This is a genomic window from Stenotrophomonas sp. 05N37 (assembly GCF_056397365.1).
In genome coordinates this window covers 43,707-70,340 of sequence record NZ_JBFTNG010000004.1, presented here as the reverse complement: position 1 = coordinate 70,340, position 26,634 = coordinate 43,707, and the positions used below count along the sequence as shown (strand labels likewise).

Here is a 26,634-nt window from a genome sequence, read left to right as displayed (position 1 = left end):
GCATGACCACGGTGCTGCTGCTGTGCAGTGCGATCCTGGTGCTGGTGGCGGTGGCCATCGAGCTGTGGTGGGGCGCGGCCCGCCGCGAACGCCAGCGCGCCTCGCTGCAGCACGCCGAACACCGCCTGGCCGCCCATCCGGCCACGCCGCTGCTGGCCGGCATGCCGGCACGTCCGGCCGCGGCCGCATCAACGCCGCCCGCCGCCGCACGCCCCGACGCCCTGCCCTGGGACGCGCTGCTGCAACGCGCCGCGCTGCGCACCGGCTGGCGGCTTCCGATCCTGTGGGCGCTGGGCGGCGTGCTGCTGGCCTGGGCAGCGGCGGCACGCATCGGCACCGGCTGGGTCTGGCCGATCGCGCTGGGCCTGTATGCGCTGGTCCTCGGGCTGTGGGTGTCGCGCCGCATCCTCGGCCTGCAACGGCGCCTGCTGCGCCAACTGCCCGACTTCCTCGACAACCTGGTGCGCCTGACCGGGCTGGGCAACAGCCTGCAGATGTCCTTCCAGACTGCCAGCCAGCAGGTCCCGATGCCGCTGCGTGGCCTGCTCGATGACACCCTGTCCGGCACCCGCAGTGGCCTGGACCTGGACCGCGCGCTCAGCCAGGCAGCGCAACCGTACCGGCTGGATGTGCTGGACGTCCTGGCCGTGGTGCTGGGGGTGAGCATCCGCATCGGCGGCCGCTCGGACCAGATCCTGCAGCGCATGAGCGACTTCATGCGCGATGTCGACCAGGCCCGCCAGGAACTCATGGCCACCACCGCCGAGACGCGCATGTCCGCCTGGGTACTCGGCCTGCTGCCGCCACTGTCGGCGCTGTTGATGGCGATCGTCAGCCCGGACTTCTTCGAGCCGGTGCTGCAGGTGCCATTGGGCCATCGCATCCTCGGCGCCGCGCTGCTGCTGGAGCTGGTGGGCGGCTTCCTGCTGTATCGGCTGGCGCGCTCGCTATGAGCGCCGACAGCCTGCTCATCCTCGCCCTGCTCCTGCTCGCCCTCGGCGTGGGCCTGCTCGGCGTGGCCGGGCTGTGGCTGAGCGGCCAGCAGCAGCGCACCGCCGCCACCCTGCAGACCGCCTTGCGCAACCGCGAGGAGGCCCCGCGCGATGCCGCCACGGCCGCCACCGCGGCCACCGCGGCCAACACCTCCACCACTGCCGACGCGGGCCCGCGTGGCTGGGCGTGGCTGGCCAGCCTGGGCGAGCGCTTCAACGGTGGTCGCCTCGAGGCGGCCCTGCTTGCGCCGGAGGACCGCCTGCTGCTCGACCAGGCCGGCTGGCACACGCGTGCCGGCACCGCCAGCTTCCTCGCGCTGCGCCTGTTGCTGGCCGTCCTGTGCCTGGTGCTGGCGATGCTGTTCTATCGCGGCGATGGCCTCAGCCGCCTGGTGGTGATGCTGGGCGCACTGGGCACCGGCGTGCTGCTGCCCAAATTCGCGCTGCGCGCCTGGGCCACGCGCCTGCGCAAGCGCGTCTCGGCCGAACTGCCGCTGCTGATCGACCTGCTGCGCCTGCTGCAGGGCGTCGGCTTCAGCATGGACCAGAGCCTGCAGACGCTCGGCGACAAGCTGCGCAGCGCCATCCCGGTGCTCGGTCGCGAAATCCAGCAGGCCAACATCGCCTACATGCACGGCCGCACGCGCCAGCAATCGCTGCGCCGGCTGGCCGAATCGTTCGACGACGAAGACCTGCGCAGCCTGGTGCAGTTGATGCTGCAGGTGCATGAACATGGCGGCGCGGTGCAGGAGCCGCTGCGCCAGTTCAGCGTGCGCCTGCGCGAACAGCGTCGTTCAACGCTGAAGGAAAAGGTCGGCAAGCTCTCGGTGAAGATGACCGTGGTGATGATGCTGACCCTGCTGCCAGCCCTGATGCTGGTGTTGTCCGGCCCGGCGATCATCGCCCTGGCCAACGCCGTGAACCGACTGGGATGACCACCATGCCGAACCGCCTGCCGCATCTCGGGCTGCTGCTCACCACGCTGGTGCTGTGCACCGCCTGCGGGGCGGCGCACACCGCCTACCGCCCCGACCCGCTCAGCCTGGCGCCGCTGGAGACACCGCCGCAGGACGACAAGCGCATGTACCTGGACCTGATCGGCCAGATGCAGCGCCAAGGGGCGTACTTCGCCTCGCTGGCGCACGTGGATGCCTACCGCCAGCGCTATGGCGACAGCCCTGCCCTGCGCCTGCTGCAGGCCGATGGCCTGCGCGAAACCCAACAGGTGGACGCGGCCCGCAGTCTGTACACCAGCCTGGCCAACGGCCCGCAGGGCGCCGCGGCATGGCACGGGCTGGGCCTGATCGCGGCCCGTGCCGGCGATGCGGCGCAAGCCGAAACCAGCCTGGCACGCGCCGTGCAGCTGCAGCCGCTCAACACCGACTACCTCGGCGACCTCGGCTTCGCGCGGCTGCGCGCCGGCCACCTGGCCCAGGCCCGCGAACCGTTGGCCAAGGCTGCCGAGCTGGCCCCGGGCAACGTCAAGGCCAACGCCAACCTGGCGGTGTGGGCACTGCTGCGCAACGACACCGCGATGGCCGACCAGATCATGCGCAGCGCCGCACTGCCTGCCGCCGCGCGCGACGAAGTGCAGCGGCTCGCCCAACAGTTGCGGCAGCCACCCGCCGCCGTGCCGCCCGCCGCCGCCCCGGCACCGGTCAGCGAACCGGCCCGCCCGGGCGCGCCGGTTGCCGCCACCGCGGCCCGCCCCCCGCGCGCCGATGCGCGCCTCGCCCCGTCGATGCTGGAACGCTTCGGCGGCGCCGATCCCGCCCACGAGAGCACCCCATGAACGCCTTCGCCTCGCCCGCCATGCGTCTGTCGATCGCCGTGGGATGCCTGCTGGCCTGCGCCCTCGCACCTGCCCAGCAGCGTCCGTTGACCGGGCAGATGCTCGGCGACACCGCCGCGCCGCGCACCGAGGTGCCGGCCACGGTGCCGGCACCGCCGCCCGTGCCACCGGCCACCCCGATGCCCGCGCCCGCGCCGCTGGCACCGCCACCGCGCCCACAGATCGGCGACACCACCCGCGCCCTGCTGCGCCTCCAGGCCAGCGGCGCCCAGGCCGGCGCCCACCTGCCCATGCTCGGCGACCAGGCCTCGCTCAGCTACGCGCGCTACCTGCAGAGCTTCACCCACCCCATCCCGGAATTCCTCGACACCAGCGTGCGCAAGGACATCAGCGGGGATGGCATCGGCAGTGGCAGCGGAGACTGAGCCCATGAGCCGCCCGCAGTGCACCCCTGCCATCCGCTCGGCGTCGCGCCGGCGCCAGCGTGGCGGGATGTCGGTGACGATGATGGTGATCATGGTCGCGCTGGTCGCGATGCTCGGCCTGGTCGAGGTCGGTTACCTGTACTGGGCCAAGCGCGACGTGCAGAAGATCGCCGACCTCGCCGCCCTGGCCGGCGCGCAGCGCCTGGACCTGTGCAGTGCCGACCGCACCGACAACAGCGCCGCCCGTGGCAACGCGCTGCAGGCCAACCGCTTCGCCGGCACCCTGCGCGTGCGCTGCGGCGACTGGAACCCGACCCACGCCAGCAGCGACCATTTCATCGACAGCACTACGGTCAACGCGGTCAAGGTGATCGCCGAACGTCCGGTGCTGCCGTTCTTCGGCCCGTCCCGCGGGCTGCCGCAGGTGAGTGCGCAGGCCGTGGCCACCCGGGCGCCGCCGCTGGCGGTGTTCAGCGTCGGCTCGCAGCTGCTGCGGGTCAACGGCACCACGCCGCTCGGGAGCGTGCTCAAGCTGGTCGGGGTCGACCTGGACCAGACCACGTTGCTCGGCTACGACGGCCTGGCCCAGGCCAAGGTCACCCCCGGGGGCCTGCTCAAGGCGTTGGGCATTCCGGTGGATGCCAACATCAGCATCGGCGACTTCAACGCGCTGCTGGCCGCGCACAAGGTCTCCCTCGGCCAACTGCTCGACGCCACCGCCAGCGTGCTGGCGCAGAGCGGCGTGGCCAACGTCGACCTGCGGGCCCTGCGCGATGCGCTCGGCGCGCAGCTGGACATCGACCAGCTCAACGTCCAGTTGGGCAGCAACGCGGCCGGCAGCGGCCTGTTCGGCAGCATCGTCGCCCCGGACGGCCCGGCCTCGGCCGCCCTGCAGGCCGAGGTCAACGCGCTGGACCTGATCACCACCAGCATCAGCATCGCCAACGGCGGCAAGGGCGTGGCGGTCAACCAGCTCAACATCCTCGGCCTGGTGCAGGCCAAGGCGGCGATCATCGAGCCACCCTCGATCGCCATCGGCGGCGTCGGCGCGCGCGCCTACAACGCGCAGGTGCGGGTCAGCCTGGACATCGACAGCAACAACTTCGTCCTGGGCGTGGGCCGGGTACTGAGCCTGCTCGGCATCCGCCTGCGCCTGCCGGTGTATGCCGATGTCACCAATGCGATGGGGACGCTCACCAGCCTGCAATGCGCCGCGCAGCCGGCCACCGCCAGTATCCGCGTCGAGTCCTCGGTACTGCGCGCGTGCGTAGGCAAGGTCGATGCGGCCTCGCAGTTCTCCAGGCGCAACGTCTGCGACGCCAGCCTGCAGAACGAGCAACTGCTCACCCTGCTCGGCGCGCCGCTGATCAACGACCGGATCTCACTCAACGCGCTCACCCACGACGAGACCGTCACCCTGTCACCGGGCGACACCCGATCGACCTGGATCAACGGCGCGCAGATCGGCAACGCCGTCAACGACCTGGTGCGCGAACTGCTGCGCGTGCTCGGCGGCGTGCTCAACCCGGCCCCCAAGGGCATGGACAAGGCCGAGACCGCCAGCCAGCTGGCCGACCAGTTCCTGATGGCCACCCGCAAGAGCAACGGCCAGTTCGACGTGGACGCCAGCATCGCGCTGTTGCGCGATGGATCCACCAGCCTGGGCATCCAGCGCTTCGGCGACTGGCAGGTCAAGAACGGCGTGCCGTACGCCTGCGGCCTGCTCGGGCTGGCCACCTGCTACCGCGATGGCTCGGTGTGGGAAGCGTACCGGGTCACGGTCACCGGCCAGGGCCTTGGCGCACTCGATGGTCTGCTCGGCACCGTCCTCGGCGGATTGGTGATCAACCGCTGCAGTGGCCTGGTCAGCGTGCTGCTGTCCTACAACAACTGCGTCAAGGGCAACCTCGCTTCGTACCTGCAGACCGCCGATGCGGGGCTGCTGGACAGCTACCAGGGCAACGGCGGCATCACCGACCCGAGCACCAACACGGTGGCCTGCAGCGGCCTGCTCTGCACCCTGCTGCGGCCGGTGCTGGAGGGCCTGCTCAAGCCGCTGCTCAACGGCGTCGGCACCCTCCTCACCCAGACCCTGGCACTAGTGCTGGGACTGGAGCTGGGGCGCACCGATGTGCACCTGCACGCGGTGCAGTGCACCCCCGCCCAGCTGGTCTATTGACCCCTCCCCGCGCGCTGGCGGCAGCGCGTGGACTGCATGCTAGACTGCCGCGGGGACTGGAACTTCACAGACGAACTTTCACCGATTGAGCCATTCGTGGACGGCCTGATGATGCGAGAGAGAAAAGCAGTGGTATCCCGTGGCCGGACGCTCCTGGCCGCCAGCCTGATGGTGGTGGCAGCAGGCATCGCGCCGCAGGCGCTCGCCGCGCGCGCGCCCAAGGGGGAGCCTGCGGAACCCGCGCGCAGCGCACCGGTGGTCCGCAACAGCGTGGACGAACTGCGCCAGCTGATGGATTCGCAGCAGCTCACCGAGCTGCGCACCACTTACAACGGCAGCTACGGCGCCAGCCTGCTGTTCAACACCGCCACGCTGCAGTACTACGCGGCGCTGTTCCATGAGAAGGACTTCTGGCGCGTAATCAAGACCGACTCGGTCGACAACGCCGAAAAGGTCTACCGCACCTTCGTGCAACAGACCGAGGAACTGGCCCAGGTGTACATCGACACCACCCGCCTGGAAGCCGGCAAGCGCTACACCGAGAACCTGGTCGCCTTCAACGAACAACGCCTGCGCAGCCTGCAGCAGGAAGCCGAGCTGCAGCGCCAGCAGTCGCTGCAGGTCAGCAGCTCGATCCAGCAGGCCAAGCAGCAGGCCGTCTCGCTGAGCACCGACCTGCGCAGCACCCACAGCCAGCTCGACGCGCTCAACCAGCGCATCCAAGCCTTGCAGGCCCAGCAGGGCAACCCGGAGCTGTCGTTGCCGCCGCCGGAGGGCAGCGCACCGGTTGCGGCCCCGGCACCGGCCGGCACCACCGGCAACCCGTAAGCCGGGCGGCTCCCTGCAGCGCAGGGAGCCTGCCGCACGCGCGCGCCCCTGCCGCGTTTTCCCGCGCCCCAGCCGCTTCCGCGTCGCCCTGGCCGCGCTGCCCGCTGCCACGCGCGGTGCAGTACCCTCTCGGGTAACCGCAGGAATCCTTGCGCTCGCATGAGGAGATGGCCATGGCGACCACCACACCGGCCCGCCGGACCCGTTCGCACCTGCCCCTGGCCTGCGTGGCGGCACTGCTGGCCGCGCTCGCCTTGTTCCCGGTGGCGCATGCCGCGCCACGGGCTACCCCGCCCCTGGACGCCGCCGCCTCCGACCCGCAGGCGCTGGGCTGGATGCAGGGTTTCCCGCCACCGGAGGCCAAGCGCATCCGCTACACCGACGACGACTACTTCAGCTTCCCGAAGTTGCGCTGGACCGCCTGCCATTTCCGCCAGTTGATGCCGACGGTCGGGGTCAGCCGAGGCAGCGGCGCGGCCTCACCGCTGCCGCAACAGTCGGATCCCGCCATCGATGCGCTGCTGTTCACGCCATTGAACACGCACGCCACGATGACCTGGGCGCAGTCGCTGCAGGCCAACTACACCGACGGCATCGTCGTGCTGCACGACGGCGTGGTGGTCTACGAACGCTATGCCGGCTGCCTGCAGGCCGATGGCCAGCACGGCGCGATGTCGGTCACCAAGTCGATCACCGGCCTGCTCGGCGAGATGCTGGTCGCCGAGGGGGTGATCGACGAGAACGAAACGGTCGGCGCGATCATCCCCGAACTGGCCCACAGCGCCTTCGCCGATGCCACGGTCAAGCAGGTGCTGGAGATGACCACCGCGCTGCGCTACAGCGAAGACTACGCCGACCCCAACGCCGAGGTCTGGCAGTTCTCGGCCGCCGGCAGCACGTTGCCACCCGCACCCGGCTACACCGGGCCGCGCAGCTACTACGATTACCTCACCACCGTGCAGAAGCAGGGCCGCCACGGCCAGGCATTCGGCTACAAGACGATCAACACCGACGCCCTCGGCTGGATCATCGCCCGCCGCACCGGCACGCCGGTCTCCACCCTGCTGTCCGAGCGCATCTGGAAGCGCCTCGGTGCCGAGCAGGACGCCTACTACACCGTCGACTCCACCGGTACGCCATTCGCCGGCGGCGGCTTCAATGCCGGCCTGCGCGACCTGGCGCGGCTCGGCCAGGTGCTGCTGCAGGACGGCCGCGCCAATGGCCAGCAGATCGTGCCCGCCGCCGCCATCGCACGCATCCGTGCCGGCGGCGACAAACGGGCCTTCGCCAAGGCTGGCTATCCGCTGCTGCCGGGCTGGAGCTATCGCGGCATGTGGTGGGTCAGCCATAACGACCACGGTGCCTACATGGCACGGGGGGTGCACGGCCAGGCGTTGTACATCGACCCGACCGCCAAGGTGGTCATCGCCCGCTTCGGCTCCCATCCCACCGCGGGCAACGCGGCCAACGACCCCACCACCCTGCCGGCCTTCGATGCGCTGGCGCGCTACCTGATGACCCGGCAGCTGCCCCGCACGCCCTGAACCCGTGGCCCGTCACCGGCACGCGGCGTACACGCGGTCGTCCATCTGCCGGCTCGGCGCGAAGCGCCGCGTCATCCCTGCCCGGGCGTACGCCCGCTCACGCTGGCCTCGGGCCGTTGCGCACGCGCGCGGCTGCTGATGCAGCGAAATGACCGCGCCGGGGGTTGCCCGTGCGCGCCGCCTGGGCGCACTGCCGTCACGGCGTGCCGGGCGTGGCCGGCGATGCTGATGGTGATGCTGATGCGGTGGCGCGCGCTCGGCCTCCAGCGCCCGCTTGCGCGCGAGCAACTCGCGGCGGATCGCCTCGATCCGTGCCGCGTGCCGGCGCTCGGCCGGCACCACGTCCACCTCCCAGGCCTGCTCGGCCTGGCCGTCGGCGCAGGCATGGCGCTGGAAGGTGGCCACACCATCCACCCGGCATTTATGGATCTGCTGCACTTCGGGCGTGGGCGCCGGCGCTGCTGAGCCTGCGGGCATCAGCGCAAGCGTCCAAAGCAAGAAGCAGACAACGGGTCGTGCTGTAGATCGCGATGGCATCGGCAGTCTCCCTGACCGGCCGCCAGCATCCCGCGTACGCACTGCCGCTACCGCGACGCAGGTGGCGTTTCCGCGGCGGCGGGCCTTGCACCTACCGCGCCGTGCGGACTATCCGACCTCAAACATCGAAACGATCACACTGCCAGGCGCAACTCCAGGACCTCATCGCCCAGGTCATCGATTTCCCCGGTCGGCCGCCATCCCAGGTGGCGATAGAACCCGTGCGAGCGCACCGCGGGATCGGCCGCGCACCCCAGGAACAGACGTGCGAATCCCCAGCCGCGGAAATCCTCGACCATCCGCGCCAGCAGCGCCTTGCCGATGCCCTTGCCCTCCCAGTCCGGCAGCAACGCCAGCACGATGATCTCGCCACTGTCGCGATCACCGAAGCAGTAGCCGACCATGCGTCCGTCGACCTCGGCCACGTGGCCGGGAAACCCACCCTGCGCGATGCCCTCCGCCCAGCTCTCCGCGGTGATGCCCAGTGCCGCCAGTTGCGCCGCCGAGAATGCGTTCTCGCGGGTGCGACCGCGCAGGTCGATGCAATCGGCGGCATCGTCGGCGATGGCGGTGCGGTAGGTAATGGGCATGCAGCGGCGTCCTGATGGATGATTCGAACGCGGACAATAGCGCGGATGGCGCCGTCCACGCCGCGCCGTTGGCGCCATCGGCTGCACGACGGCATGGAGCAACCCGACGCTGCACGTGGATGCCGCGTGGTTGGACACGCTCCGCGACACCGGCGTGCTGATTGCCCTGTCGATGTCGCTGTTGCCGTCACCGGGTGGCGGTGGATGTCGCACCTGGACCCAAGCTGCGCACACAGAGGCCCGGCGATGCCGGGCCTCTGCTGCGATCACAGCAGCGCGCCGATTACAGGAAGCGGTAATCGAACTCCAGCCACAGCTGACGGCCATACGGGTCGTAGTTGCCGACCGGATAGAACGGCCAGCCCCCACCGTTCCTGTCCGCCGGGGGCCGACTGTCGCGCAGGTTGTTGACGATCAGGCCCACGCTCGCGTTGTCCGTGAGCCTGCGGTACACGCTGGCGTTGTAGGTCATGTAAGGGGCGATGCGACCACTGCCATCGGTCTTGGGCAGCGAGCCGTAACGGATGCCGTACAGGGTGGCGGTCCAGTCGTTGATCGCCCAGGTCACGCTGCCGTTGACCTTGCTGCGCCACTGGTAGGAATCCAGCGAGTTGCGCTGGTTGATCGCCTCGTCCTCGGCGAACTGGCGGTACTCGTGGTCGATCACCAGCGAATAGGCCAGCCGCGCGGAGAACTGGCCGTAACGGCCGGCATCCCAGCGCGTGTTCGCCTTCAGGTCGATGCCGCGCACCGACTCGGAGGCGGCGTTGACCGGGTTGATCAACACGCGTACCACCTGGTTGGGTTGCACCGCGGCGTCGGCCGGGTTGCGGATCACCCGCGACAGCGCGTCCTGGCACTGCGCCGAGTTGATGTCGCGCGCTTCCCCGCCCACGGTCTGGCCGAGGCGGCAATCGGCTTCGTCGCGCAGGATCCGCGAGGAATCCAGGTTGGTCACTTCCTGGTCGATGCGGATGTCGTAGTAGTCGGCGGTGAAGTCGACATTCGGCGATGGCGACCACACAAACCCTGCGCCATAGGACGTGGCCGTCTCCGGCTGCAGCTGCGGATTGGCGCCGCTGGTGTAGTCGATGGACAGGCCGCTGTAGTCGCAGTCGTCATACGCCTGGCCGGCACTGCGGCAGCGCCAGTAGTCGGTCATGCCCGGGTTGTAGCCGCGGGTTTCGCTGGCAAACACGTAGTTCATGTCCGGCGCGCGGAAGCTGGTGGCCGCGCTCGCGCGCAGCAGCAGCGTGTCGATCGGGCGGAACTCCAACCCGGCGCTCCAGGTGGCCTTGCCGATGTGGTCGCCGGCCGCGCGGTACTGGTCGTAACGACCGGCCACCGTGGCGGTCAGGCGTTCCAGCAGCGGCAACTGCAGTTCCACGCCGGCCGCATAGCGGTCACGCTCGCCGCCGGCCGGGATGCCGGCGCTGGTGTTCCAGACTTCGCCGGTAGCCAGGCGCGGGTCCGGCCGGTTGTTGTAGCCCTGGCTGCCCGCTTCCAGCACCGCCGCCAGCGCGGCACGTCCACCGGGCAGATCGAACAGCTGCCCGTTGACGCTGAAGGTGGCCGCCTGCAGCCACGCCGCGTTGCGGCTTTCCTGGGTGGCCGAGAGGTCGGCGTACTCGTTCGGGGTCAACGGCTGGTACAGCCGCGCCGGGTCCGGGGCATACACATCCACGCCGTTGCGGGTGCCCAGCTTCGGCCCGAGCAGGTAGTCGTTGATGCCGGCCAGCAGCACCGGGCGGCGCGTGCGGTTTTCGTAACGCGAACGGCTGTAGGCCGCTTCATAGTCCCAGTCCGAGCTGCCCAGGCTGCCGCGCGCGCCGACGTTGAACGACCACGAGGTCTCCAGGAACCGGTTGGCGTTGCGCTGTACGCCACCGATCTCCTCCGGCGCGAAACGGCGATACCAGCTTTCCAGCTGGCCGCTGGCCTGGTTGTAGAAATAGTTGCGCGACGACGTCCAGCTGGGCGCACGGGTGTTGTTGTAGATGCGCGCAGTGCCGATGGCCACGTCGGCAAACAGCTCCTGGCGGTCGTTGAGGCGCCAGGTCAACGCGCTGTAGGCATCGATGTTGCGCTTCTCGGTCTGCACGGTCCAGAAGGTGGCCGCGGCCTCGTTGCTGCCGCAGTACGCGCCTTGCCGCGGGTTCTGCGCCCGGAACACGCTGCCACCGTACAGGCCGGCGCTGGCATCGCAGCCGGCCAGGCCCGGGTCGATGTAGGTGCTGGTGCTGGCGTTGCGCCGATAAGCCACGGCGGTCGGCAACGGGGCCACGCCGCGCGGGTCGTCGGTCAGCGAATCCATGAAGTCGCGCTGCGAGCCGTAGATCGCCTTGCGATTGGCGATCTCCAGGCCGAAGATCGCGTCCCACTGGTCGCTCGAACTGCCGCCGACCACCTGCAGTCGCTGGTTGTCGCCGCCGCCCTGCCCGGTGGTGCCGGCCTTGAGGTTGATGCCCACCCCTTCGTAGGTCTTCTTCAGGATGATGTTGACCACGCCGGCGATCGCGTCCGAGCCGTACACCGCCGACGCGCCACCGGTGAGCACCTCGATGCGGTCGATCAGCGCGCTGGGGATATTGGCCAGGTTGACCACGTTGACCGAGCCTTCGTAGGCCAGCGGGTAGTCCGACTGGCGACGCCCGTTGACCAGCACCAGGGTGCGGTTGGGGCCGAGGCCGCGCAGGTTGATGGTGTTGGCGGCCGGAGTAAAGGTATTGCCGAAGTCCTCGCCCTGCACGCTGCCCGTGTTCTCGGTCAGTGCGCTGAGCGCTTCGAAGGCGCTGCGGTAGCCCTGCGCCTCGATCTGCTGCTGGGTGATCACGGTGACCGGGGAGGGGCCTTCTACGCTGGCACGCGGAATGCGCGAGCCGGTGATTTTGACCGCCTCCAGTTCGGTGGGGGCGGCGCCCTCGGCGGCGAGCGCCAGCGGGCTGATGCCAAGCAGCGGCAGCAGGGACACGACCAGGGGACGCAGGCGCAACGGACGACGAAGCAAAGACATGCAGGTTCCAGGATGGGGAGAGTCGCTCCGGTGCGGGCAAGCCATTGCCGCAGGGGGGCCGGAGGGCGCGCCAGTCTGCTGAATGGGCACCCGCCCCGGAAATGATCGCCCGCGATATGCATATCGGCTTTCCGCCTAAGGCCCATCGCGCGTGGCCCGCGCGTGCGATGCCTTGCCGGCTGCTGCGTCGACGTGGCGCCACGTCGTTGCGGAACCATCCCGTGTCTCTTCCCGACGACCGCGCCGCCTACGGCGCGCTGTTGCTGCAGATGCTGCAGGGTCCCGACCAGCCGCAGTGCGGGCGCCGCGGCAGCGCCGGGATGCAAAACAGAAACGGCGGCCCTGCGGCCGCCGTTTCGCTGCAACGCCTTGCCAGGCCGGTCAGGCCTTGGCAGCGGCCTGCAGGCTCTGCCGCTGCACCAGCGCGTTGAAGCGCGCCAGCGAGCTCAGGTGGTGGTGCACCAGCGCCAGGTAGCCGTTGCGGTGCCAGGCCAGGACGACGTCGTCGGGCAGCTTGGCCAGCTTTTCCACGTCCACCACCTGGAAGCCGTTGACCGACATCTGCTCGCCGTTGTTCAACGTCACATCGATGCTGCGATCGATCAGCAGGTCCTGGGCCTTGATCGCCGCGCTGAACTGACGGGTCAGCTCATGCTCGCGGGTGAAGTCGCCGCAGAACCGCATGGCGTTGTCGAGCAGTTCGGTCGGCTTGCCGTCCACGAACAGCGGCTCGCCTTCTTCGCTGGTGCCCTGGTTGACGTGTTCGGCACCGGCGTCGATCGCCAGCATGTAATCGCTGTCCGGTTCGCCCTGCATGAACACGAACGGGTAACGGCGCACGTACGCGGGTGCGTAGGTGTCCTGGGCCCACTTGTCGCCGTCGATGAACAGGTTGTTGCGGGCCAGGCCCACGGCCACGATCGGGGCGGCATCGTTGCCGGTGAACAGGATCGGGAAGTGCTGCGCGGCCAGGCCGAATTCACCCACCACTGCCGGGATGGCGTTGGTTTCGGCGGCGAAGGACACGGTGCCCTGCACCAGGCGCCAGTTGGCGTGCTTGTCCGATTGCAGCGGCAGCGGCTCGCGGTAGAACAGCGGGCTGGAAGCCTGGGCCGGAGCCGGCGGAGTAGTCGTTTCAGCAGTCATGGAATAAGTCAGGTACGACGCGCCAGACAGCCCGGGCGCGAAAGCGGGCACCGCATTGATCGGCAACTATAGCGTGGCTCCATGACGAATGTGCGGCCCTGGACAACAGGGCCCCTGCATCCGGCCTGAATTGGCGCCGCGGCGTCGCCCTCTAGAGCCCGGTGTAATCGGCACAGTCCGGCAACGGCGAATCGGGTTGGTAACGGGTGCCATCGAAGTGCAGGACGCGCAGGAACGAGCAGGCCGCCACGGTCTCGGTACGCAGGTCCTTGCGCCGCAGCGGCGGCTTGGCCAGCGAATCCTCGCGCCGCGAGACCCCCGCCGGGTAGCGGGTGGCGGTGGTGCGGTAGCGCAGCACCGGCATGCCCTGCCCGGCCGGGTCCAGCGTCACGTCCGCCGAGAAGGTGTACTCGTCATGGCAGGCACCCGCCCGCTGCGTGGTGTCGGCTGCGCTGAAACAGGCCCGGATCGACGCGTTGCCGTCAGCGGGCAGGACCAGCACGTCCGCGTCCACCTGGACGCCGTCGTCCTGGTGGTAGATCCGGGTCAGCCGCACCGTTGAGGCACTGGCACCGCCGCCGGAGTAGCCGGTGGTGGCTTCGTCGAGCACGCCGACCAGCACGTTCTGCAGGCGTGCCTGGGCCGGATCGGCCGGCACCTGCGGCGCACCGATGCCCGGCGCCATGCGCACGATGAACGGCCATGGCCGCACGCTTCCGGACTCGGTGAGGCCGGTCAGCGGCACAAAGCGCATGCGCGGCTCGGCGTCGCCGGCCACATGATGCTCCACCTCCAACTGGGCGGTGCCGCCCCCGGCGTCGGCGCGGGTACGCACGCACCACTGGTGGTCGGCACTGCAGTAACGCGGCGAGGCGTCGCGATCATCGGCGTCCGGCGCGGTCGGCGCCGGTTGCTCGATCAGCGCCTCCAGCCGGTTGCCGGCGCGGTCGGCAAACCCATCGGCGGGGCGGGCGGCGAGGGCCGCGTCAGTGGCCAGCGCAAGCAGCGCGAGCAGGGTCAGACGGGAGAACAACGGGTCACGCTTCCTTGCCATGGATCGCATCCTGCGCGCCGCAGGGCGCGTGTCGAGAGGCGGCATGATAGCCCAGCGATGCGGTGGCTCAGCGCACGCCGTCCAGCGGCCCGTCCGCACCGGTCACCGCGGCGCATGCGTGATCCTGCAGTTCTTCGCCGCTGGCATCGTTGCCGGCGGCCTCGTCCATGCGCGTGGCCAGCAGCAGGAAGCCGGGCTGGCCGTCACGGTCGTGTGCGCCGCTGACCACCAGCGACCAATGGCCCATGTCCTGCGCGCCGGCCAGTTCACCGGCCAGCAGCTGGATCGGGTCCACCTGCAGCGTCGCCCCCTGCACGCGGCGCGCCTGGTAAACATGGCCGCGCAGCGGCTCCGGCAGTGGCTTCCAGCGCGTATCGATGCCCTCCCCCATCCGCGCCAGCTGCGCCAGCACGTCCGCGCGCAGGCAGTCGATGTGGATGTGCAACTGGTGCTGCGAGCGCCCATGTGGCGAGTTCAACGCCAGGCTGGCCACCTCGCGCGGCAACGGCCGTCCCAACGCCAGCGCGGTACGCCAGCGTGCGTCCCACGCACTGGCGAAGTAATTGGGCGCGCCGGCGCGCAGCAACGCGGGGTTCTCGATGCCGCTCACCTTGTCCAGCGGCATCAGCAGGAACTGGTAGTCCCCGTGCGCGTCCTTGAACACCACGTCGCGGCGCGCCGGCGCTGTCTCCACCGCCAGGCAATCGCCCCGGGGCGTGCCCGGCCCGATGCAGTCGCGCTGGATCAACCCCCACAGCGCATCCGGGTTCGGTGGCGGCTTGGCCGGCGCCACCGGCGCGGGCGTGGCACAGCCCACCAGCCACGCACACGCGATCAACCACACCGAACGTACCCTCACCATCGACCCCCTCGCCCGCTCAGTAGGTACTGAACGGCACTTCCACCACCAGCGCCGGGGCGCTGCCGGCGGGCTGCAGGGTATAGCGGTCGAGCGCACCGTTCTCGTCGGCGAACGGCAGCGACGTGAACTGCAGGCGGTAGCGGTCCGCGCCCAGGGTGAGCGTGCCGGACGCGTCCATGCCGGCATCGGCCGGCAACAGCAGCCCGCCCAGATCGCTGTAGGCCTCGGGTGCATCGCTGTAGGCATAGTCGACCAGGTCGTCCACGCGCTTCATCGCGTAGACGTGCGGTTCGCCACGGCGACGGTTGTAGGCCTCGTCCCCGGTCAGGTCGGCGATCCAGACGCCAGGCAGGCGGTAGCGGGTTTCAAGCGCGATCGCGTCCAGCCGCGGGCTGTCCACCACCAGGCAGCACACCACGCGTTTGGACTCGCGGTCCAGGATGGCGAAGCGATCGCCCTCGGTCGCCGCGCGCGGCAACACCGCGAACGGCACGTCGCGCAGCATCGGCTCGGCCCCACTGGCCGAATGCAGGTTGCGCCAGCCGCCCACCAGCGGCTCGGCCGCCGACGCGGCGGAGGTGCCCACCAAGGCAGCAGCCAACAGCAGGGCCAGGCGGCCTGCGAACATCCCCTCGAACATCATCATCATCCATCGCGTCTTCACATTGCCGCGACACTATGCGCCAGCGGCTCGGAGGGAGCAATGCTGGCGTGCCGGGCACCGTTCGCGCGATCATCGGCGCTGCCACGCAACGGATTGCCCATGCCCCTTCCCCACCCGCTCCGGATGCGACTGCATCCCGCCTGTCTGTCACTCACCGCGGCGATGCTGCTTGCCAGTTGTGGTGCGGCACCGTTGCCGCCGCCGGCGCCGGCGACAGTGCCCGCCGGGGCCGCGACCGTGCCCGCGACTGCGCCCGCCAGTGCGGCCTTCCAGACCTTGCCTGGGTTGTCCGCCGCCCAGGCGCAGGCGCTTGGCCTGGGCGGGAAGCGCATGCCGGTGCGCTTCCGCGATCGGCATGGCGAGGGCCTGCTGGTAGTGGAACGCGCCGACCGCGAAGAAGCCGACCCGGACACCCCCGGCGACACCCTCGCCGTCGCCGTGCTGAGCGCCACCCTGCTCGAGCGCACCGACGCGCCGGGCTACCGCCAGCGCTGGCAGCGCGAGATCCGCGTGCCCTGCCCGGGGCTGGACCTGGACGCCGGCTGGCTGCTGGACCAGGTGGGCGCCACCGATCTGGACGGCGATGGGCAGGCGGAAATCACCCTGGCCAGCCACACCTTCTGCGGCGGCGGCGTGGACCCGCAGGCGATCCACATCACCCTGATCGACGGCGCGCGCAGCTACGGCATCGAAGGCGAGTCGCTGGTCAGCGTCCCCGGGGAGGAACCGTTCGGCGGCGAGCGCCAGGACGACCCCGCGCTGGCCGCGGCGCCGATCGCGTTCCGCCAGCACCTGGACGCCGTGTGGGACGCGGTGCGGGTGCTGCCGGTGCCAGACGGCGACAACGACGGCAACGGCGACGCCCCGTAAGCGCCCGTCAGCCGATCACGATGTAGTCGCTGGCCAATGCGATGCCCAGGTGCGGGCCGGGCAGCAACTGTACGTAGCGGCCGCCGACCTGGTCGATGGCGATGCAGTCGTCCACGTCCAGCAAGGCGTCGGTATGCGGCTTGATCCAGCTTGCATCGCGGCGCTGCCGGGCCTTGCGCCGGGCCTCCCCGTCGTCGTCGGCGACCAGCAGCAGGTAGTCGTGCGCTTCGCCGAGCGAGTGCGGCACGTAGCCGCCCAGGTTGACGAAGTACAGGCGCGGCGCGCCTGCGGCCGGCGCGGCATCGCCGAAGCGCACCTGGTAGCCGTCGATCCCGTCCACCGCCAGCCAGCCGTCCACGTGCAGGCCCTTGGCCTGGCCGAACCAGTCGCGGCGCAGCTGCGGGTAGGCGTCCTCGATCCGCTCGACGTTGGCGAAGGCCACGTCATGGATTTCGATCCGCGCCTGGGGGTGGCGCCCGCCCAGCATGAACACGTGCAGCACTGCGCTGTCTCCCGGAGTGTTTCCAACGGGCCGTAGTGTAGCCCCGCGCCCACGCGACGCAGGGGCCGGCGGTGGTATCTTCGGCAGCAGACCCCGCAGGAGCGACCGCATGCCAGCCCTTCCCCGCCTCGTGGCCCCCACCCTCGCCGCCCTGTCCAGCCTTGCGCTGGGCGCCTGCGTCAGCACCCCCGGACCGGAGGTCAAGGGCCCGGGGCTGTGCAAGGGCGCCGGCCTGGACTGGGCCGTCGGCCAGCCGGCCAGCGAAGCCACCATGCGCAAGCTCTCCGCACAGAGCGGCGCCGGCCTGGTCAATCCGATCGGCCCCGGCACGATCACCACCCGCGACCTCCGCCAGGATCGCCTGCGCGTGTTCATCGACAAGGACAACGTGATCACCGCCGTACGCTGCGAGTAGCGCCACGCCACGCGTGGCTGCGCCATCCGGCGTCGGCGATCCCCCGCGGCCCCCAAGGGGCGGCGCTACGGCTTGCAGCCGCCCCAGCCGTGCGTCTTCGGGGTCTGGCCGATGCCGGGATTGAACACGTTGGTGGGGTCCAACCCGCGGTAGAACGCCGCCAGCGCCGGCTTGGCCGGATACAGGTGGCCGACATTGTGCTCGGCCGGGTATTCCGCGCCGCGCTGGTCCAGCAACGCCCACATCGCGTGTTCGATCGCCAGCGGATCTTCGCCCTTGCGTACGATGTAGTCCTGGTGGAACACGTGGCAGAAGAAATGCCCGTAGTACAGCTTGCCGGCCAGCCGCGCATCCAGTTCGGCCGGCAGCTGCTCCACCCACTGCCGGTCGTCGCGGCGCAGCGCCACGTCCAGCGCCACGATGTCCTGCACCGTATCGCGATGCACCGCGCGATAACGCACCGCCGCGCCGGCGACCGCGAAACGATGCAGGAAGGCCTTGCGTCCTTCCTCGGGCGTACAGCGGAAGAAGTCACCCTCGCGCTGCTCCAGGCAGCTGCGCAGGAACGCCTCGGTGGCCGCCGCATCCAGCGCGGAGACCTTCAGCAGCAGGTGGTGCTCGTAACGGTCACGGAACTGCGTCATGCGTGGCGGCAGGTGGTCCGGCAGCCGCCGTACCAGCGCCTGGATCACCCGGTCGGTGACGCCGCGCAGACCGATCGACTCGAACGCCCCGTCGATCCGGCTCTTCAGCGCGAATGCCGCCGGCACCCGCGCCGTGCCCAGCCGATCGATCAGCAGGAAGGTGTCCTTGCCATAGCGCGCACCGATGTCGAAGGCCTCCCGATGCAGGTATTCGCCGGAAATCGGCAGGCGCTCGAAGGCGGTCAGCAGGTGCCGGCGGATCCCGGTCAGATCCTCCATCGCGTTGCTGCCGATGTAGAACACCTCCGCCGGCTCGCGCGCGAAGGTATCCAGGCGCACCGCGAACACCGCCAGCTTGCCAGCCGAACCGGCCGCTTCGTAATGGCGCGAGGGATCGGCGTTGTAACGGGCCGGCGTGGGCGCGTCGACCTGGCGCACCTGCGCGGCGTACCGCGGATCGGCGGCGGCGCGTCCCGTGGCATTGTCGACATCGGCCTCGCGGTAGTCGCCGCGCTGCAGCCGGTCCAGGATCTGCTCCGGTTCATCACCCAGGGCGATGCCCAGGTGGTTGACCAGCTGCAGCCGCCCCTGCGCATCCACCTGGGCGAACAACGCCATCTCGGTGTAGGCCGGCCCGCGCCGCACCAGCGCACCACCGGAGTTGTTGCAGACCCCGCCCAGGACCGAGGCGCCGATGCAGGACGACCCGATCACCGAATGCGGCTCGCGGTCCAGCGGTGCCAGCACCTGCTCCAGCCGGTCCAGGGTGGCACCGGGCAGGCACACCACCTGGTGGCCCGCGTTGAGCAGCTGGATGCCGGTCAGGCGCAGCGTGTTGATGATCACCACCGGGCGATCGTAGTCGCTGCCGTCCGGCGTGGAGCCGCCGGTCAGCCCGGTATTGGCGGCCTGCATGATCACGATTGCCTGGGCCGCCACGATCGCCTGCAATACGCGCCACTGCTCCACCAGCGTGCCGGGGCGCACCACCGCCAGCACCGGGCCGTCGCCGAAACGGTAGCCCGTGCGGAACCGCCGGGTCGGCCTGTCGCCGCTCAACACGTGCGCGGCGCCGACGATGTCGCGCAATCGCGCCAGCAATCCCGCCGTGCCGTCGCCCGCACCGCTCATGGCGCACCTGCGGCGCGGCGGCTGGCGTCCACCAGGGAATCCCGACTGATCTCGGCGATGGTGCGGGCGCCGGTCAGCGTCATCGCCACGCGCATCTCCCTGGCGAACAGGTCCAGCAGATGGGCCACGCCCTCCTCGCCCCGCGCCGCCAACGCGTAGACGAACGCGCGACCCAGCAGCACGCTGTCGGCCCCCAGCGCGAGCATGCGCACTACGTCCAGCCCGTTGCGGATGCCTGAATCGGCCAGGATCTTCAGCTCGCCCTTGACCGCATCGGCGATCGCCGGCAGTGCCCGCGCACTGGACAGCACGCCATCGAGCTGGCGCCCGCCGTGGTTGGAGACCACGATGCCGTCAGCGCCGAAGCGCACCGCATCGCGCGCATCCTCGGGATCCAGGATGCCCTTGATCACCATCGGCCCGGTCCAGAATGCGCGGATCCATTCCAGGTCCCGCCACGAAATGGAGGGGTCGAAGTTGTCGCCCAGCCAGCCGATGTAGTCGGCCAACCCGGTCGGGCTGCCACGGTAGGTGGAGATGTTGCCCAGGTCATGCGGGCGGCCACGCAGGCCCACGTCCCAGGACCAGCGCGGATGGGTGAGCGCCTGCAGCATGCGCCGCGCCGCGGCGTTGCGACCACTCATGCCCGAGTGTGCGTCGCGGTAGCGCGCGCCCGGCGTGGGCATGTCCACGGTGAACACCAGCGTGGTCACCCCGGCCGCCCTGGCTCGCTCCAGCGCGTTGCGCATGAAACCGCGGTCCTTGAGCACGTACAGCTGGAACCACATCGGCCGCTCGATCGCCGGGGCCACTTCCTCGATCGGGCAGACCGACACGGTGGACAGGGTGAACGGGATGCCGCGGCTGGCCGCCGCACGCGCCGCCTGCACCTCACCGCGACGCGCATACATGCCGGTCAACCCGACCGGCCCCAGTGCCACCGGCATCGCCAGCCGCTCACCGAACAGCTCGGTCTCCAGGCTCAGCGCGCCCATGTCGCGCAGCACCCGCTGGCGCAGCGCGATATCGGCCAGGTCGGCCACATTGCGGCGCAGCGTGTGTTCGGCGTACGCGCCACCGTCGATGTAATGGAACAGGAACGGAGGCAGCCGGCGCTGGGCGGCGGCACGGTAGTCGGTGGAGGCGGAGATGATCATGGCGGTCAACGGTGGGCAGCAGGGAGCCGTGAGGCGCGTGCGCGCCGGGCGTCGTTGTCGTCGAGCGTGCGCAGCGCGGCGTGCACGTATTCCAGGTGCGCATGCGCGGCGGCACGCGCACGCTCGGGGTCGCCGGCCAGCACCGCCTCCATCATCTCGCGGTGCTGCGCCGACAGCGGCTCGGACGTGCGCGGGGAGGCAAAGAGCATGGCGCGGCTCTGCGAGATATTGGTCTGCAACAGCTCGAACAGGCCGCGCATCACCTGCAGCAGCACCAGGTTGTGCGCCGCCTCGGCGATGGCCAGGTGGAACCCGGCATCGGCGCGCGCCTCACCCGCCGGATCGTCCCGGCCATGCGCGGCCATGAGCGTGTCGAACGCGGCGCGGATACGCGCATGATCGGCATCGGTGGCGCGCAACGCGGCATGCCAGGCGGCCGCACCTTCAAGCGCGTGGCGGATCTCGAGCACGTCGAAACGGTAGGCTGGATCGCCCTGGAACACCGGCAGGTACGGCAGCAACGGGGCATCGATGGCCGCGCGCGCCTGCGCCGTCGGCTCGCTCACGAACGTGCCGCCGCCCACCCGGGCGGTGAGCAGGCCCTGGCTGGACAGCTGCGCGATCGCCTCGCGCAGCGCGGTGCGCGACACGCCCAACTGCACGGCCAGCGTGCGCTCGGCCGGCAGCCGGTCGCCGGGCTGCAACTGTTGCGCGTGGACCAGCGAGCGCAGCTGCGCGGCCACCCTGTCGGAGACGCGATCGGCCTTCATGCCCGCACCGGCAGGCGCGTGCGTCCATGGCTGGGAGGGGTCACATCCAGGACGTGGCGGGACTGCATCGGCGGATCTCATCAGAAACGGAGGGCGGCCGGTGCGCGAGGACACCGGCCGGGATGCCCGCCGGGCCCCGTCATTGGTATTACCAATAATCCGCGTTACCCGGGGGGCGCCCGCGAAGCATGTCGACTTCGCGGCACCCACCCATTAAACCACAGCGCAGTCGCCCGTTATTGGTAGGACCATTAACTACAGCCGCAGTCGCTCGCCGGCCCTTTCAACTCCACGCCATTGCCGTCGGGATCGCGCAGGTAGACCGACACCCCATCCCCTTCCGCGCCGAAGTGGCTCTCCGGCTTGCCGCTCAATGCCACCCCGTGCGTCTGCAGGTGCGCCCGCAATTGCTCCACATCGAAGGGCTCCACGCGCAGGCACACATGCTCCAGGTTGCGCCCCTCGGCACCCGCCGCCGCCCCGCCCGGCTTGCCCAGCTTTCCATCGATGCCGATCAGGTCGATCATCGATGCCCCGGCATGCAGGTGCACCATGCCCAGTGATGGCCGCTCGCGCGCCACCGTGCAGCCGAGCACATCGCGGTAGAAGGCCACGGCACGGGGCAGGTCCTGCACGCGCAGCACCACGTGGTCGATACGTTGGATCTCGAAGGGGCGATCGCTGCTCATGAGGACTCCAGTTTCTTGGCGACACGGCTGAAGACCGCCAGCACGATCAGGCACAGGATGCTGACGCCGATGGCGATCACGTACTCACCGATACCCACCGCGATGCCGATCGCGGCGGACATGATCAACGAACTGGCCGTGGTCAACCCACTCACCTGGTCATCGCGCGTGCCGCGCAGGATGGTGCCGGCGGCGACGAAGCCGACGCACGCCACCACCGCTTCGATCAGTCGCACCGGATCAACCTGCAACAGGTCGCGGTAGCGCTCCTGCTGGAAGTGTTCGGCAATGCTGTCGCCCAGGCCCACGATCAATGCCGCAGCGCCGGCGATGAGCATGTGCGTGCGCAAACCCGCCGCATGCTTGCCCATCTCGCGCTCGATGCCGATCAGCCCGCCGAACACCATCGCTGCACCTATCCGCAGCAATATCGATAGATCCTGTTCCCATCCCATCCGCACGTCCTCGCCTGTTCGCTCCAGCCTTGCGCGAGCGCCGTGGCAAGCCCGTGAAGGGACGTGTGAGGTAGGCGTGCACGGTCATGCGGCGTTGTGGCTGAAGCATGACCGGTGCGGGACCCGGCTTACTGCGCCAGGTAGCCGCCGTCGATGGCGTAATAGGTGCCGGTGGCGAAGCTCGCATCGTCACTGGCCAGCCAGGCCACCAGTGCCGCCACCTCGTCGGGCTGGCCGAGCCGGCCCAGCGCATGCTTGCCCTCCAGCGCCTTCTTTACCGTCGGGTCCATCTTCTCCAGCAGCGGCGTGGCGATGAAGCCCGGGCCCACCGCGTTGACCCGGATCCGGTCGCCGGCATGCTCCCAGGCCGCGGTCTGGGTCAGCCCCACCACACCATGCTTGGCCGCCACGTAGGCGGCCGAATTGTTGAAGCCCACCTGGCCCAGGATCGAGGCCATGTTGATGATGCTGCCGCCCTTGCCGGCCGTGCGCATCGCCTGGATCTGCGCGCGCTGGCACAGGAAGACGCTGGTGAGGTTCACATCGATCACCCGCTTCCAGCCGTCCACCGGATAGTCGCCGCTGCTGGCGGACGGACCGCCGATGCCGGCGTTGTTGACGGCGATGTCCAGCCCGCCCAAGGCCTGCACGGTCTGCTTGACCGCCGCCTCGACGGCCTGCTCGTCGGTGACATCCAGTGCGATGCCGATCGCCTTGGCACCCTTGGCGCGCAGCGCGTCGGCCGTCTTCTGCACCGCGTCGTCCTTCAGGTCCCACACCGCCACCGCCGCGCCGGACGCGGCCAGCAGTTCTGCGGCGGCCAGGCCGATGCCCGACACCCCGCCGGTCACGATCGCCACCTTGCCCGTGAGCTGATAATCAATCATCGCGTTGTACCTCTGGTTGGAAACTGCCGGCAGGCATCGCCTGCACCTGGCACGACGGTACGCCTGCGAGGCGTTACAGAACGTGCACGCGGGACGTCGCAACAATGCTTCCCATCGCTGCAACGCAGCTGCCCCTATGCTGGTTCGCGTACATCCACATCCTGTCTGTCCACGCTGCACATCCGGCAGCGCCCTCCCCCAAGGTATTGCACATGACTTCTTCCAGTGACGGCCCGTTGTTCACCCCCACCCGCCTCGGCGCGATCGCGGTGGCCAACCGCATCGCGATGGCACCGCTGACCCGCAATCGTGCCATCGAAGGCCGAGTACCCAATCCGCTCGCCGTCCAGTACTACGCCCAGCGCGCCAGCGCCGGCCTGCTGATCGCCGAGGCTACGCAGATCAGCCCGCTCGGCCAGGGCTATCTGGACACGCCCGGGATCTACAACCAGGCCCAGATCGATGCGTGGAAGAAGGTCACCGATGCGGTGCACGAGACTGGCGGCAAGATCGTGCTGCAGCTGTGGCACGTGGGCCGCATTTCGCACACCAGCCTGCTGCCCGAAGGCCAGGTGCCGGTGGCGCCGAGCGCGCTGCAGGCCAAGGCGAAGACCTTCACCGCCAAGGGCTTTGAGGATGTCTCGGTGCCGCGCGCACTGGACCTGGCGGAGATCCCGGCGTTGATCCAGGACTACCGCCAGGCCGCACGCAATGCCATCACCGCCGGTTTCGATGGCGTGGAAGTGCATGCGGCCAACGGCTACCTGATCGACCAGTTCCTGCGCGACGGCAGCAACCATCGCACCGACGCGTACGGCGGCAGCATCGAGAACCGCACCCGCCTGCTCGATGACGTCGTGCGTGCGATCGCCTCGGAAATCGGCGCCGAGCGCACCGGCGTGCGCCTGTCCCCGGTGACCCCGGCCAACGACGCCCACGATTCGGACCCGCAGCCGCTGTTCGAGCGCGCCGTCGAGCGCCTGGACGCGATCGGCCCGCTGGCCTTCATCCACGTCATCGAAGGGGCCACCGGCGGCCCACGCGACAACATCGCGTTCGACTACGCGGCGCTGCGCGCGAAGTTCAAGGGCGCGTGGATCGCCAACAATGGCTACACCAAGGACACCGCCGAAGCCGCCATCGCCTCCGGCTATGCCGACGTGATCGCCTTCGGACGCCCCTTCATCGCCAACCCCGACCTGGTCGAACGCCTGCGCCTCGGCGTAGCCCTGTCCGAGCTGGACCCGGACACGCTGTACGGCGGTGGCTCGCACGGCTACACCGATTACCCGAGCGTCTCAGGGGCATGACACGGCCCCAGACCCCGTAGAGCCGACCGTTGGTCGGCTGCGCCCATAAAGCCAACCGTCGGCCGGCCGTACCCCGTAGAGCCGACCGTTGGTCAGCTGTACCCGTAGAGCCGACCGTCGGCCGGCCGTACCCCGTAGAGCCGACCGTTGGTCGGCTGCGCCTATACCCGCAAAGCCAACCGTCGGTCGGCTCTGCGCACTCAATACACCGGCAGCGAAATGAAACTCGCCTGCTGCGGTGCGTGCCACACCTGCTGCGTCGCCTTCTGGTAATCGCCCGGCTTGGCCAGGTAGATGTTCGGCACGAAGGTCTGCGGATTGCGGTCGTACAGCGGGAACAGGCTGGACTGCACCTGCACCATCACCCGATGGCCCGGCTGGAACACATGGTTGGCCGTCGGCAGGCCGAATCGGTAATCCAGCACCTGGTTGCTCGCAATCGCCTTCGGATCGCTGAAGCTCTCCCGATAGCGCCCCCGGAAGATCGCCATCGACACCGCCAGTTCGTAGCCGCCCATCTCCGGCGTGGACGGCGTCTGGTCGGGATACACGTCGATCAGCTTCACCACCCAGTCGGCATCGGTACCGGTGGTGGAGGCCTGCAGGTTCACCTGCGGCGCGCCACCGATGCGCAGCGGCTCGGTCAGTGGTTCGCTCACGAAGGTCAGCACGTCCGTGCGCCCATCCACGAAACGCTGGTCCTTGACCAGCCAACTGGTCCACATGTCACGATCGGCGAAGCGCACCGGCCGCGGCACGAACGGTACCGGCTTGGCCGGGTCGGCCACGTACGCCTCGTAGGTGGCCTCGCCTGGCTGCGGTGCCTCGAACGACAGCTTGCCGCCGGCGCGCAGGTACAGCGGCTTGCTCTGTGCGGCGGTGCGCGGCCACTGCTGCAGCGTGTCCCAGTGGTTTTCACCGGTGTTGTAGATCAGCACCGGCGGCGTATCGGCCTTGGCCGCGCCATCCACCAGGTATTGGTCGAAGAACGGCTTGAGCACGTCGCGCCGGAACTGCAGCGCGGTATCGCCCTCGAACTTCAGCGCGCCCAGGTTGCTGCCGTCGTAGTTCACCTGGCTGTGCCGCCATGGGCCCATCACCAGGTAATTGAGCGTGTTGCTGCTGTCGCGTGGTTCCATCGCCGCATAGCTGTGCACCGCGCCCCACATGTCTTCCTGGTCCCACAGGCCCTGCAGCCACATGGTCGGTACCTTCAGCGGCGTCTTGGCCATCTGCGCATCCAGCGCCTGTTCCTGCCAGAACGCGTCGTACGCCGGGTGTTCCACCAGTTTGTGCCACCACGGCAACTGGTCCAGCCCGTTGGCCTTGGCGTAGTCCCCGGCCGACCCGGCACGCAGGAAGGTGGTGTAGTCGTCGTAGCCCACGCTGGGAATCGACGGACCCTTGCCGCGTTTGGCGAGTTGCCCGGTGAAATAGCCGAAGTTGACCTGGCGGAACGCACCGTAGTTGAGCCAGTCGTCGCCCATCCAGCCGTCGATCATCGGGCTCTGCGGCGCGGCCACCTTCAACGCCGGGTGCGGGTTGGTCAGCGCCATCACCACGGTGAAGCCTTCATACGATGAGCCCAGCATGCCCACCTTGCCGTTGCTCTCCGGCACGTGCTTGACCAGCCAGTCGATGGTGTCCCAGGCGTCGGTGGCATGGTCCACCTTGGTGCCGTTGAGCGGGCCGCGCAGCGGCCGGGTCATCACGTAATCGCCCTCGGAGCCGTATTTGCCGCGGATGTCCTGGAACACCCGGATGTAGCCGCCGTCGACAAACACCTCATCACCCTGCGGCAGGATGTCGCGCATGTTGGGTGAGTCGATGCGCTTGGCGCGGTTGGCCGCGTCGTAGGGCGTGCGGGTCAGCAGGATCGGGGCGTTCCTGGCGCCCTTGGGCACCACGATCACCGTGTAGAGCCTGGTGCCGTCGCGCATCGGCACCATCACCACGCGCTTGTCGTAGTTGTCGTTGGCCGTGGGCGTCACGAAGCCCTTGGCCGGGATGTCCGGGGTCATCGGCGAGGTCTGCGCCGACACACTGGCGGCAACCATGAGACTCAACAACACGACAGGCACGACACGGACACGCATGGGCTCTCTCCCGGCAGGTGGTGACGACGAACCTTGGCAGCCTAGCGCCGGGCGCGCCGCCCGGGTAGGTGCCAAAGGTCGC

The 26,634-nt window shown here is 69.6% G+C and carries 25 protein-coding genes; 10 read left to right on the top strand and 15 right to left on the bottom strand.

Features of this window, described 5'->3' with window-relative positions:
* Window positions 1-2: 2 nt before the first annotated feature.
* The 7 genes from AC1DGC_RS13145 to AC1DGC_RS13115 all read left to right on the top strand — a co-directional run bounded on the left by AC1DGC_RS13145 (window position 3) and on the right by AC1DGC_RS13115 (window position 7,760).
* Window positions 3-953, top strand: coding sequence for a type II secretion system F family protein (locus tag AC1DGC_RS13145; protein ID WP_259202880.1), 951 nt, complete (start codon window positions 3-5; stop codon window positions 951-953).
* Window positions 950-1,927, top strand: coding sequence for a type II secretion system F family protein (locus AC1DGC_RS13140; protein WP_394162230.1), 978 nt, complete (start codon window positions 950-952; stop codon window positions 1,925-1,927). Before AC1DGC_RS13145 ends, AC1DGC_RS13140 begins: the two co-directional genes overlap by 4 nt.
* Before the next feature lie 5 nt (window positions 1,928-1,932).
* Entirely contained in the window at window positions 1,933-2,784 is an 852-nt protein-coding gene (locus AC1DGC_RS13135; protein ID WP_478048041.1) for a tetratricopeptide repeat protein, read from the top strand.
* Window positions 2,781-3,209, top strand: coding sequence for a DUF3613 domain-containing protein (locus AC1DGC_RS13130; protein WP_478048040.1), 429 nt, complete (start codon window positions 2,781-2,783; stop codon window positions 3,207-3,209). The genes AC1DGC_RS13135 and AC1DGC_RS13130 overlap by 4 nt, the downstream gene beginning before the upstream one ends.
* 4 nt (window positions 3,210-3,213) lie before the next feature.
* The gene (locus AC1DGC_RS13125; RefSeq protein ID WP_478048039.1) at window positions 3,214-5,388 is read left to right on the top strand and encodes a TadG family pilus assembly protein; all 2,175 of its coding nucleotides are present in this window, start codon (window positions 3,214-3,216) and stop codon (window positions 5,386-5,388) included.
* Between the two features lie 168 nt (window positions 5,389-5,556).
* Complete coding sequence (locus tag AC1DGC_RS13120; protein ID WP_449334467.1) at window positions 5,557-6,216, top strand: DUF2968 domain-containing protein; 660 nt, start codon at window positions 5,557-5,559, stop codon at window positions 6,214-6,216.
* Between the two features lie 173 nt (window positions 6,217-6,389).
* A complete protein-coding gene (locus tag AC1DGC_RS13115; protein WP_478048038.1) occupies window positions 6,390-7,760 on the top strand; it encodes a serine hydrolase domain-containing protein in 1,371 nt (456 codons plus the stop codon).
* 12 nt (window positions 7,761-7,772) lie between these two features.
* Here the strand turns inward: AC1DGC_RS13115 and AC1DGC_RS13110 are convergent, their stop codons facing one another.
* The 7 genes from AC1DGC_RS13110 to AC1DGC_RS13080 form a co-directional block, all read right to left on the bottom strand.
* Window positions 7,773-8,198 carry a hypothetical protein gene (locus tag AC1DGC_RS13110; RefSeq protein WP_478048037.1) on the bottom strand — a complete coding sequence of 142 codons (426 nt, stop codon included), beginning with the start codon at window positions 8,196-8,198 and terminating at the stop codon, window positions 7,773-7,775.
* Between the two features lie 233 nt (window positions 8,199-8,431).
* Window positions 8,432-8,887 (bottom strand): N-acetyltransferase family protein, encoded by a 456-nt coding sequence (locus AC1DGC_RS13105; RefSeq protein ID WP_478048036.1) that lies wholly within the window; start codon window positions 8,885-8,887, stop codon window positions 8,432-8,434.
* A gap of 283 nt (window positions 8,888-9,170) precedes the next feature.
* Window positions 9,171-11,900 (bottom strand): TonB-dependent receptor, encoded by a 2,730-nt coding sequence (locus AC1DGC_RS13100; RefSeq protein WP_478048035.1) that lies wholly within the window; start codon window positions 11,898-11,900, stop codon window positions 9,171-9,173.
* A gap of 381 nt (window positions 11,901-12,281) precedes the next feature.
* The gene (locus AC1DGC_RS13095) at window positions 12,282-13,046 is read right to left on the bottom strand and encodes a SapC family protein (protein WP_259202891.1); all 765 of its coding nucleotides are present in this window, start codon (window positions 13,044-13,046) and stop codon (window positions 12,282-12,284) included.
* 151 nt (window positions 13,047-13,197) lie between these two features.
* Window positions 13,198-14,100, bottom strand: coding sequence for a hypothetical protein (locus AC1DGC_RS13090; protein WP_478048034.1), 903 nt, complete (start codon window positions 14,098-14,100; stop codon window positions 13,198-13,200).
* Window positions 14,101-14,167: 67 nt separating this feature from the next.
* A complete protein-coding gene (locus tag AC1DGC_RS13085; protein ID WP_478048186.1) occupies window positions 14,168-14,959 on the bottom strand; it encodes a CDP-diacylglycerol diphosphatase in 792 nt (263 codons plus the stop codon).
* 19 nt (window positions 14,960-14,978) lie between these two features.
* Entirely contained in the window at window positions 14,979-15,602 is a 624-nt protein-coding gene (locus AC1DGC_RS13080) for a decarboxylase (RefSeq protein WP_394162246.1), read from the bottom strand.
* 123 nt (window positions 15,603-15,725) lie between these two features.
* On the opposite strand from AC1DGC_RS13080, the gene AC1DGC_RS13075 reads away from it, so the two are divergent.
* Window positions 15,726-16,496 (top strand): M949_RS01915 family surface polysaccharide biosynthesis protein, encoded by a 771-nt coding sequence (locus AC1DGC_RS13075; RefSeq protein ID WP_478048033.1) that lies wholly within the window; start codon window positions 15,726-15,728, stop codon window positions 16,494-16,496.
* A gap of 7 nt (window positions 16,497-16,503) precedes the next feature.
* Here the strand turns inward: AC1DGC_RS13075 and AC1DGC_RS13070 are convergent, their stop codons facing one another.
* Window positions 16,504-16,998 (bottom strand): DUF1543 domain-containing protein, encoded by a 495-nt coding sequence (locus AC1DGC_RS13070; protein ID WP_259202895.1) that lies wholly within the window; start codon window positions 16,996-16,998, stop codon window positions 16,504-16,506.
* A gap of 109 nt (window positions 16,999-17,107) precedes the next feature.
* On the opposite strand from AC1DGC_RS13070, the gene AC1DGC_RS13065 reads away from it, so the two are divergent.
* Window positions 17,108-17,413: an I78 family peptidase inhibitor gene (locus AC1DGC_RS13065; protein WP_449334428.1), complete on the top strand. Its 306-nt coding sequence runs from the start codon at window positions 17,108-17,110 to the stop codon at window positions 17,411-17,413.
* Between the two features lie 65 nt (window positions 17,414-17,478).
* Here the strand turns inward: AC1DGC_RS13065 and dld are convergent, their stop codons facing one another.
* From dld to AC1DGC_RS13035, 6 genes are all read right to left on the bottom strand, one after another.
* The gene (gene dld / locus AC1DGC_RS13060; RefSeq protein ID WP_478048032.1) at window positions 17,479-19,188 is read right to left on the bottom strand and encodes a D-lactate dehydrogenase; all 1,710 of its coding nucleotides are present in this window, start codon (window positions 19,186-19,188) and stop codon (window positions 17,479-17,481) included.
* Window positions 19,185-20,345, bottom strand: a complete 1,161-nt coding sequence (gene lldD, locus AC1DGC_RS13055; RefSeq protein WP_394162254.1) for an FMN-dependent L-lactate dehydrogenase LldD — start codon at window positions 20,343-20,345, stop codon at window positions 19,185-19,187. Before lldD ends, dld begins: the two co-directional genes overlap by 4 nt.
* A 5-nt stretch (window positions 20,346-20,350) precedes the next feature.
* On the bottom strand, window positions 20,351-21,115 hold the full coding sequence (lldR, locus tag AC1DGC_RS13050) for a transcriptional regulator LldR (RefSeq protein WP_478048031.1): 765 nt from the start codon (window positions 21,113-21,115) through the stop codon (window positions 20,351-20,353).
* Between the two features lie 251 nt (window positions 21,116-21,366).
* Window positions 21,367-21,804, bottom strand: a complete 438-nt coding sequence (locus AC1DGC_RS13045; RefSeq protein ID WP_259202900.1) for a VOC family protein — start codon at window positions 21,802-21,804, stop codon at window positions 21,367-21,369.
* Window positions 21,801-22,259, bottom strand: a complete 459-nt coding sequence (locus tag AC1DGC_RS13040; RefSeq protein WP_310439164.1) for an MgtC/SapB family protein — start codon at window positions 22,257-22,259, stop codon at window positions 21,801-21,803. Before AC1DGC_RS13040 ends, AC1DGC_RS13045 begins: the two co-directional genes overlap by 4 nt.
* 128 nt (window positions 22,260-22,387) lie before the next feature.
* Window positions 22,388-23,146, bottom strand: coding sequence for an SDR family NAD(P)-dependent oxidoreductase (locus tag AC1DGC_RS13035; protein WP_478048030.1), 759 nt, complete (start codon window positions 23,144-23,146; stop codon window positions 22,388-22,390).
* Between the two features lie 212 nt (window positions 23,147-23,358).
* Between AC1DGC_RS13035 and AC1DGC_RS13030 the strand changes: the two genes are divergently transcribed.
* On the top strand, window positions 23,359-24,456 hold the full coding sequence (locus AC1DGC_RS13030; protein ID WP_259202904.1) for an alkene reductase: 1,098 nt from the start codon (window positions 23,359-23,361) through the stop codon (window positions 24,454-24,456).
* Window positions 24,457-24,656: 200 nt separating this feature from the next.
* Here AC1DGC_RS13030 and AC1DGC_RS13025 read toward each other — a convergent pair whose 3' ends face one another.
* Window positions 24,657-26,552, bottom strand: a complete 1,896-nt coding sequence (locus AC1DGC_RS13025) for a CocE/NonD family hydrolase (protein WP_478048029.1) — start codon at window positions 26,550-26,552, stop codon at window positions 24,657-24,659.
* Window positions 26,553-26,634: the final 82 nt, after the last annotated feature.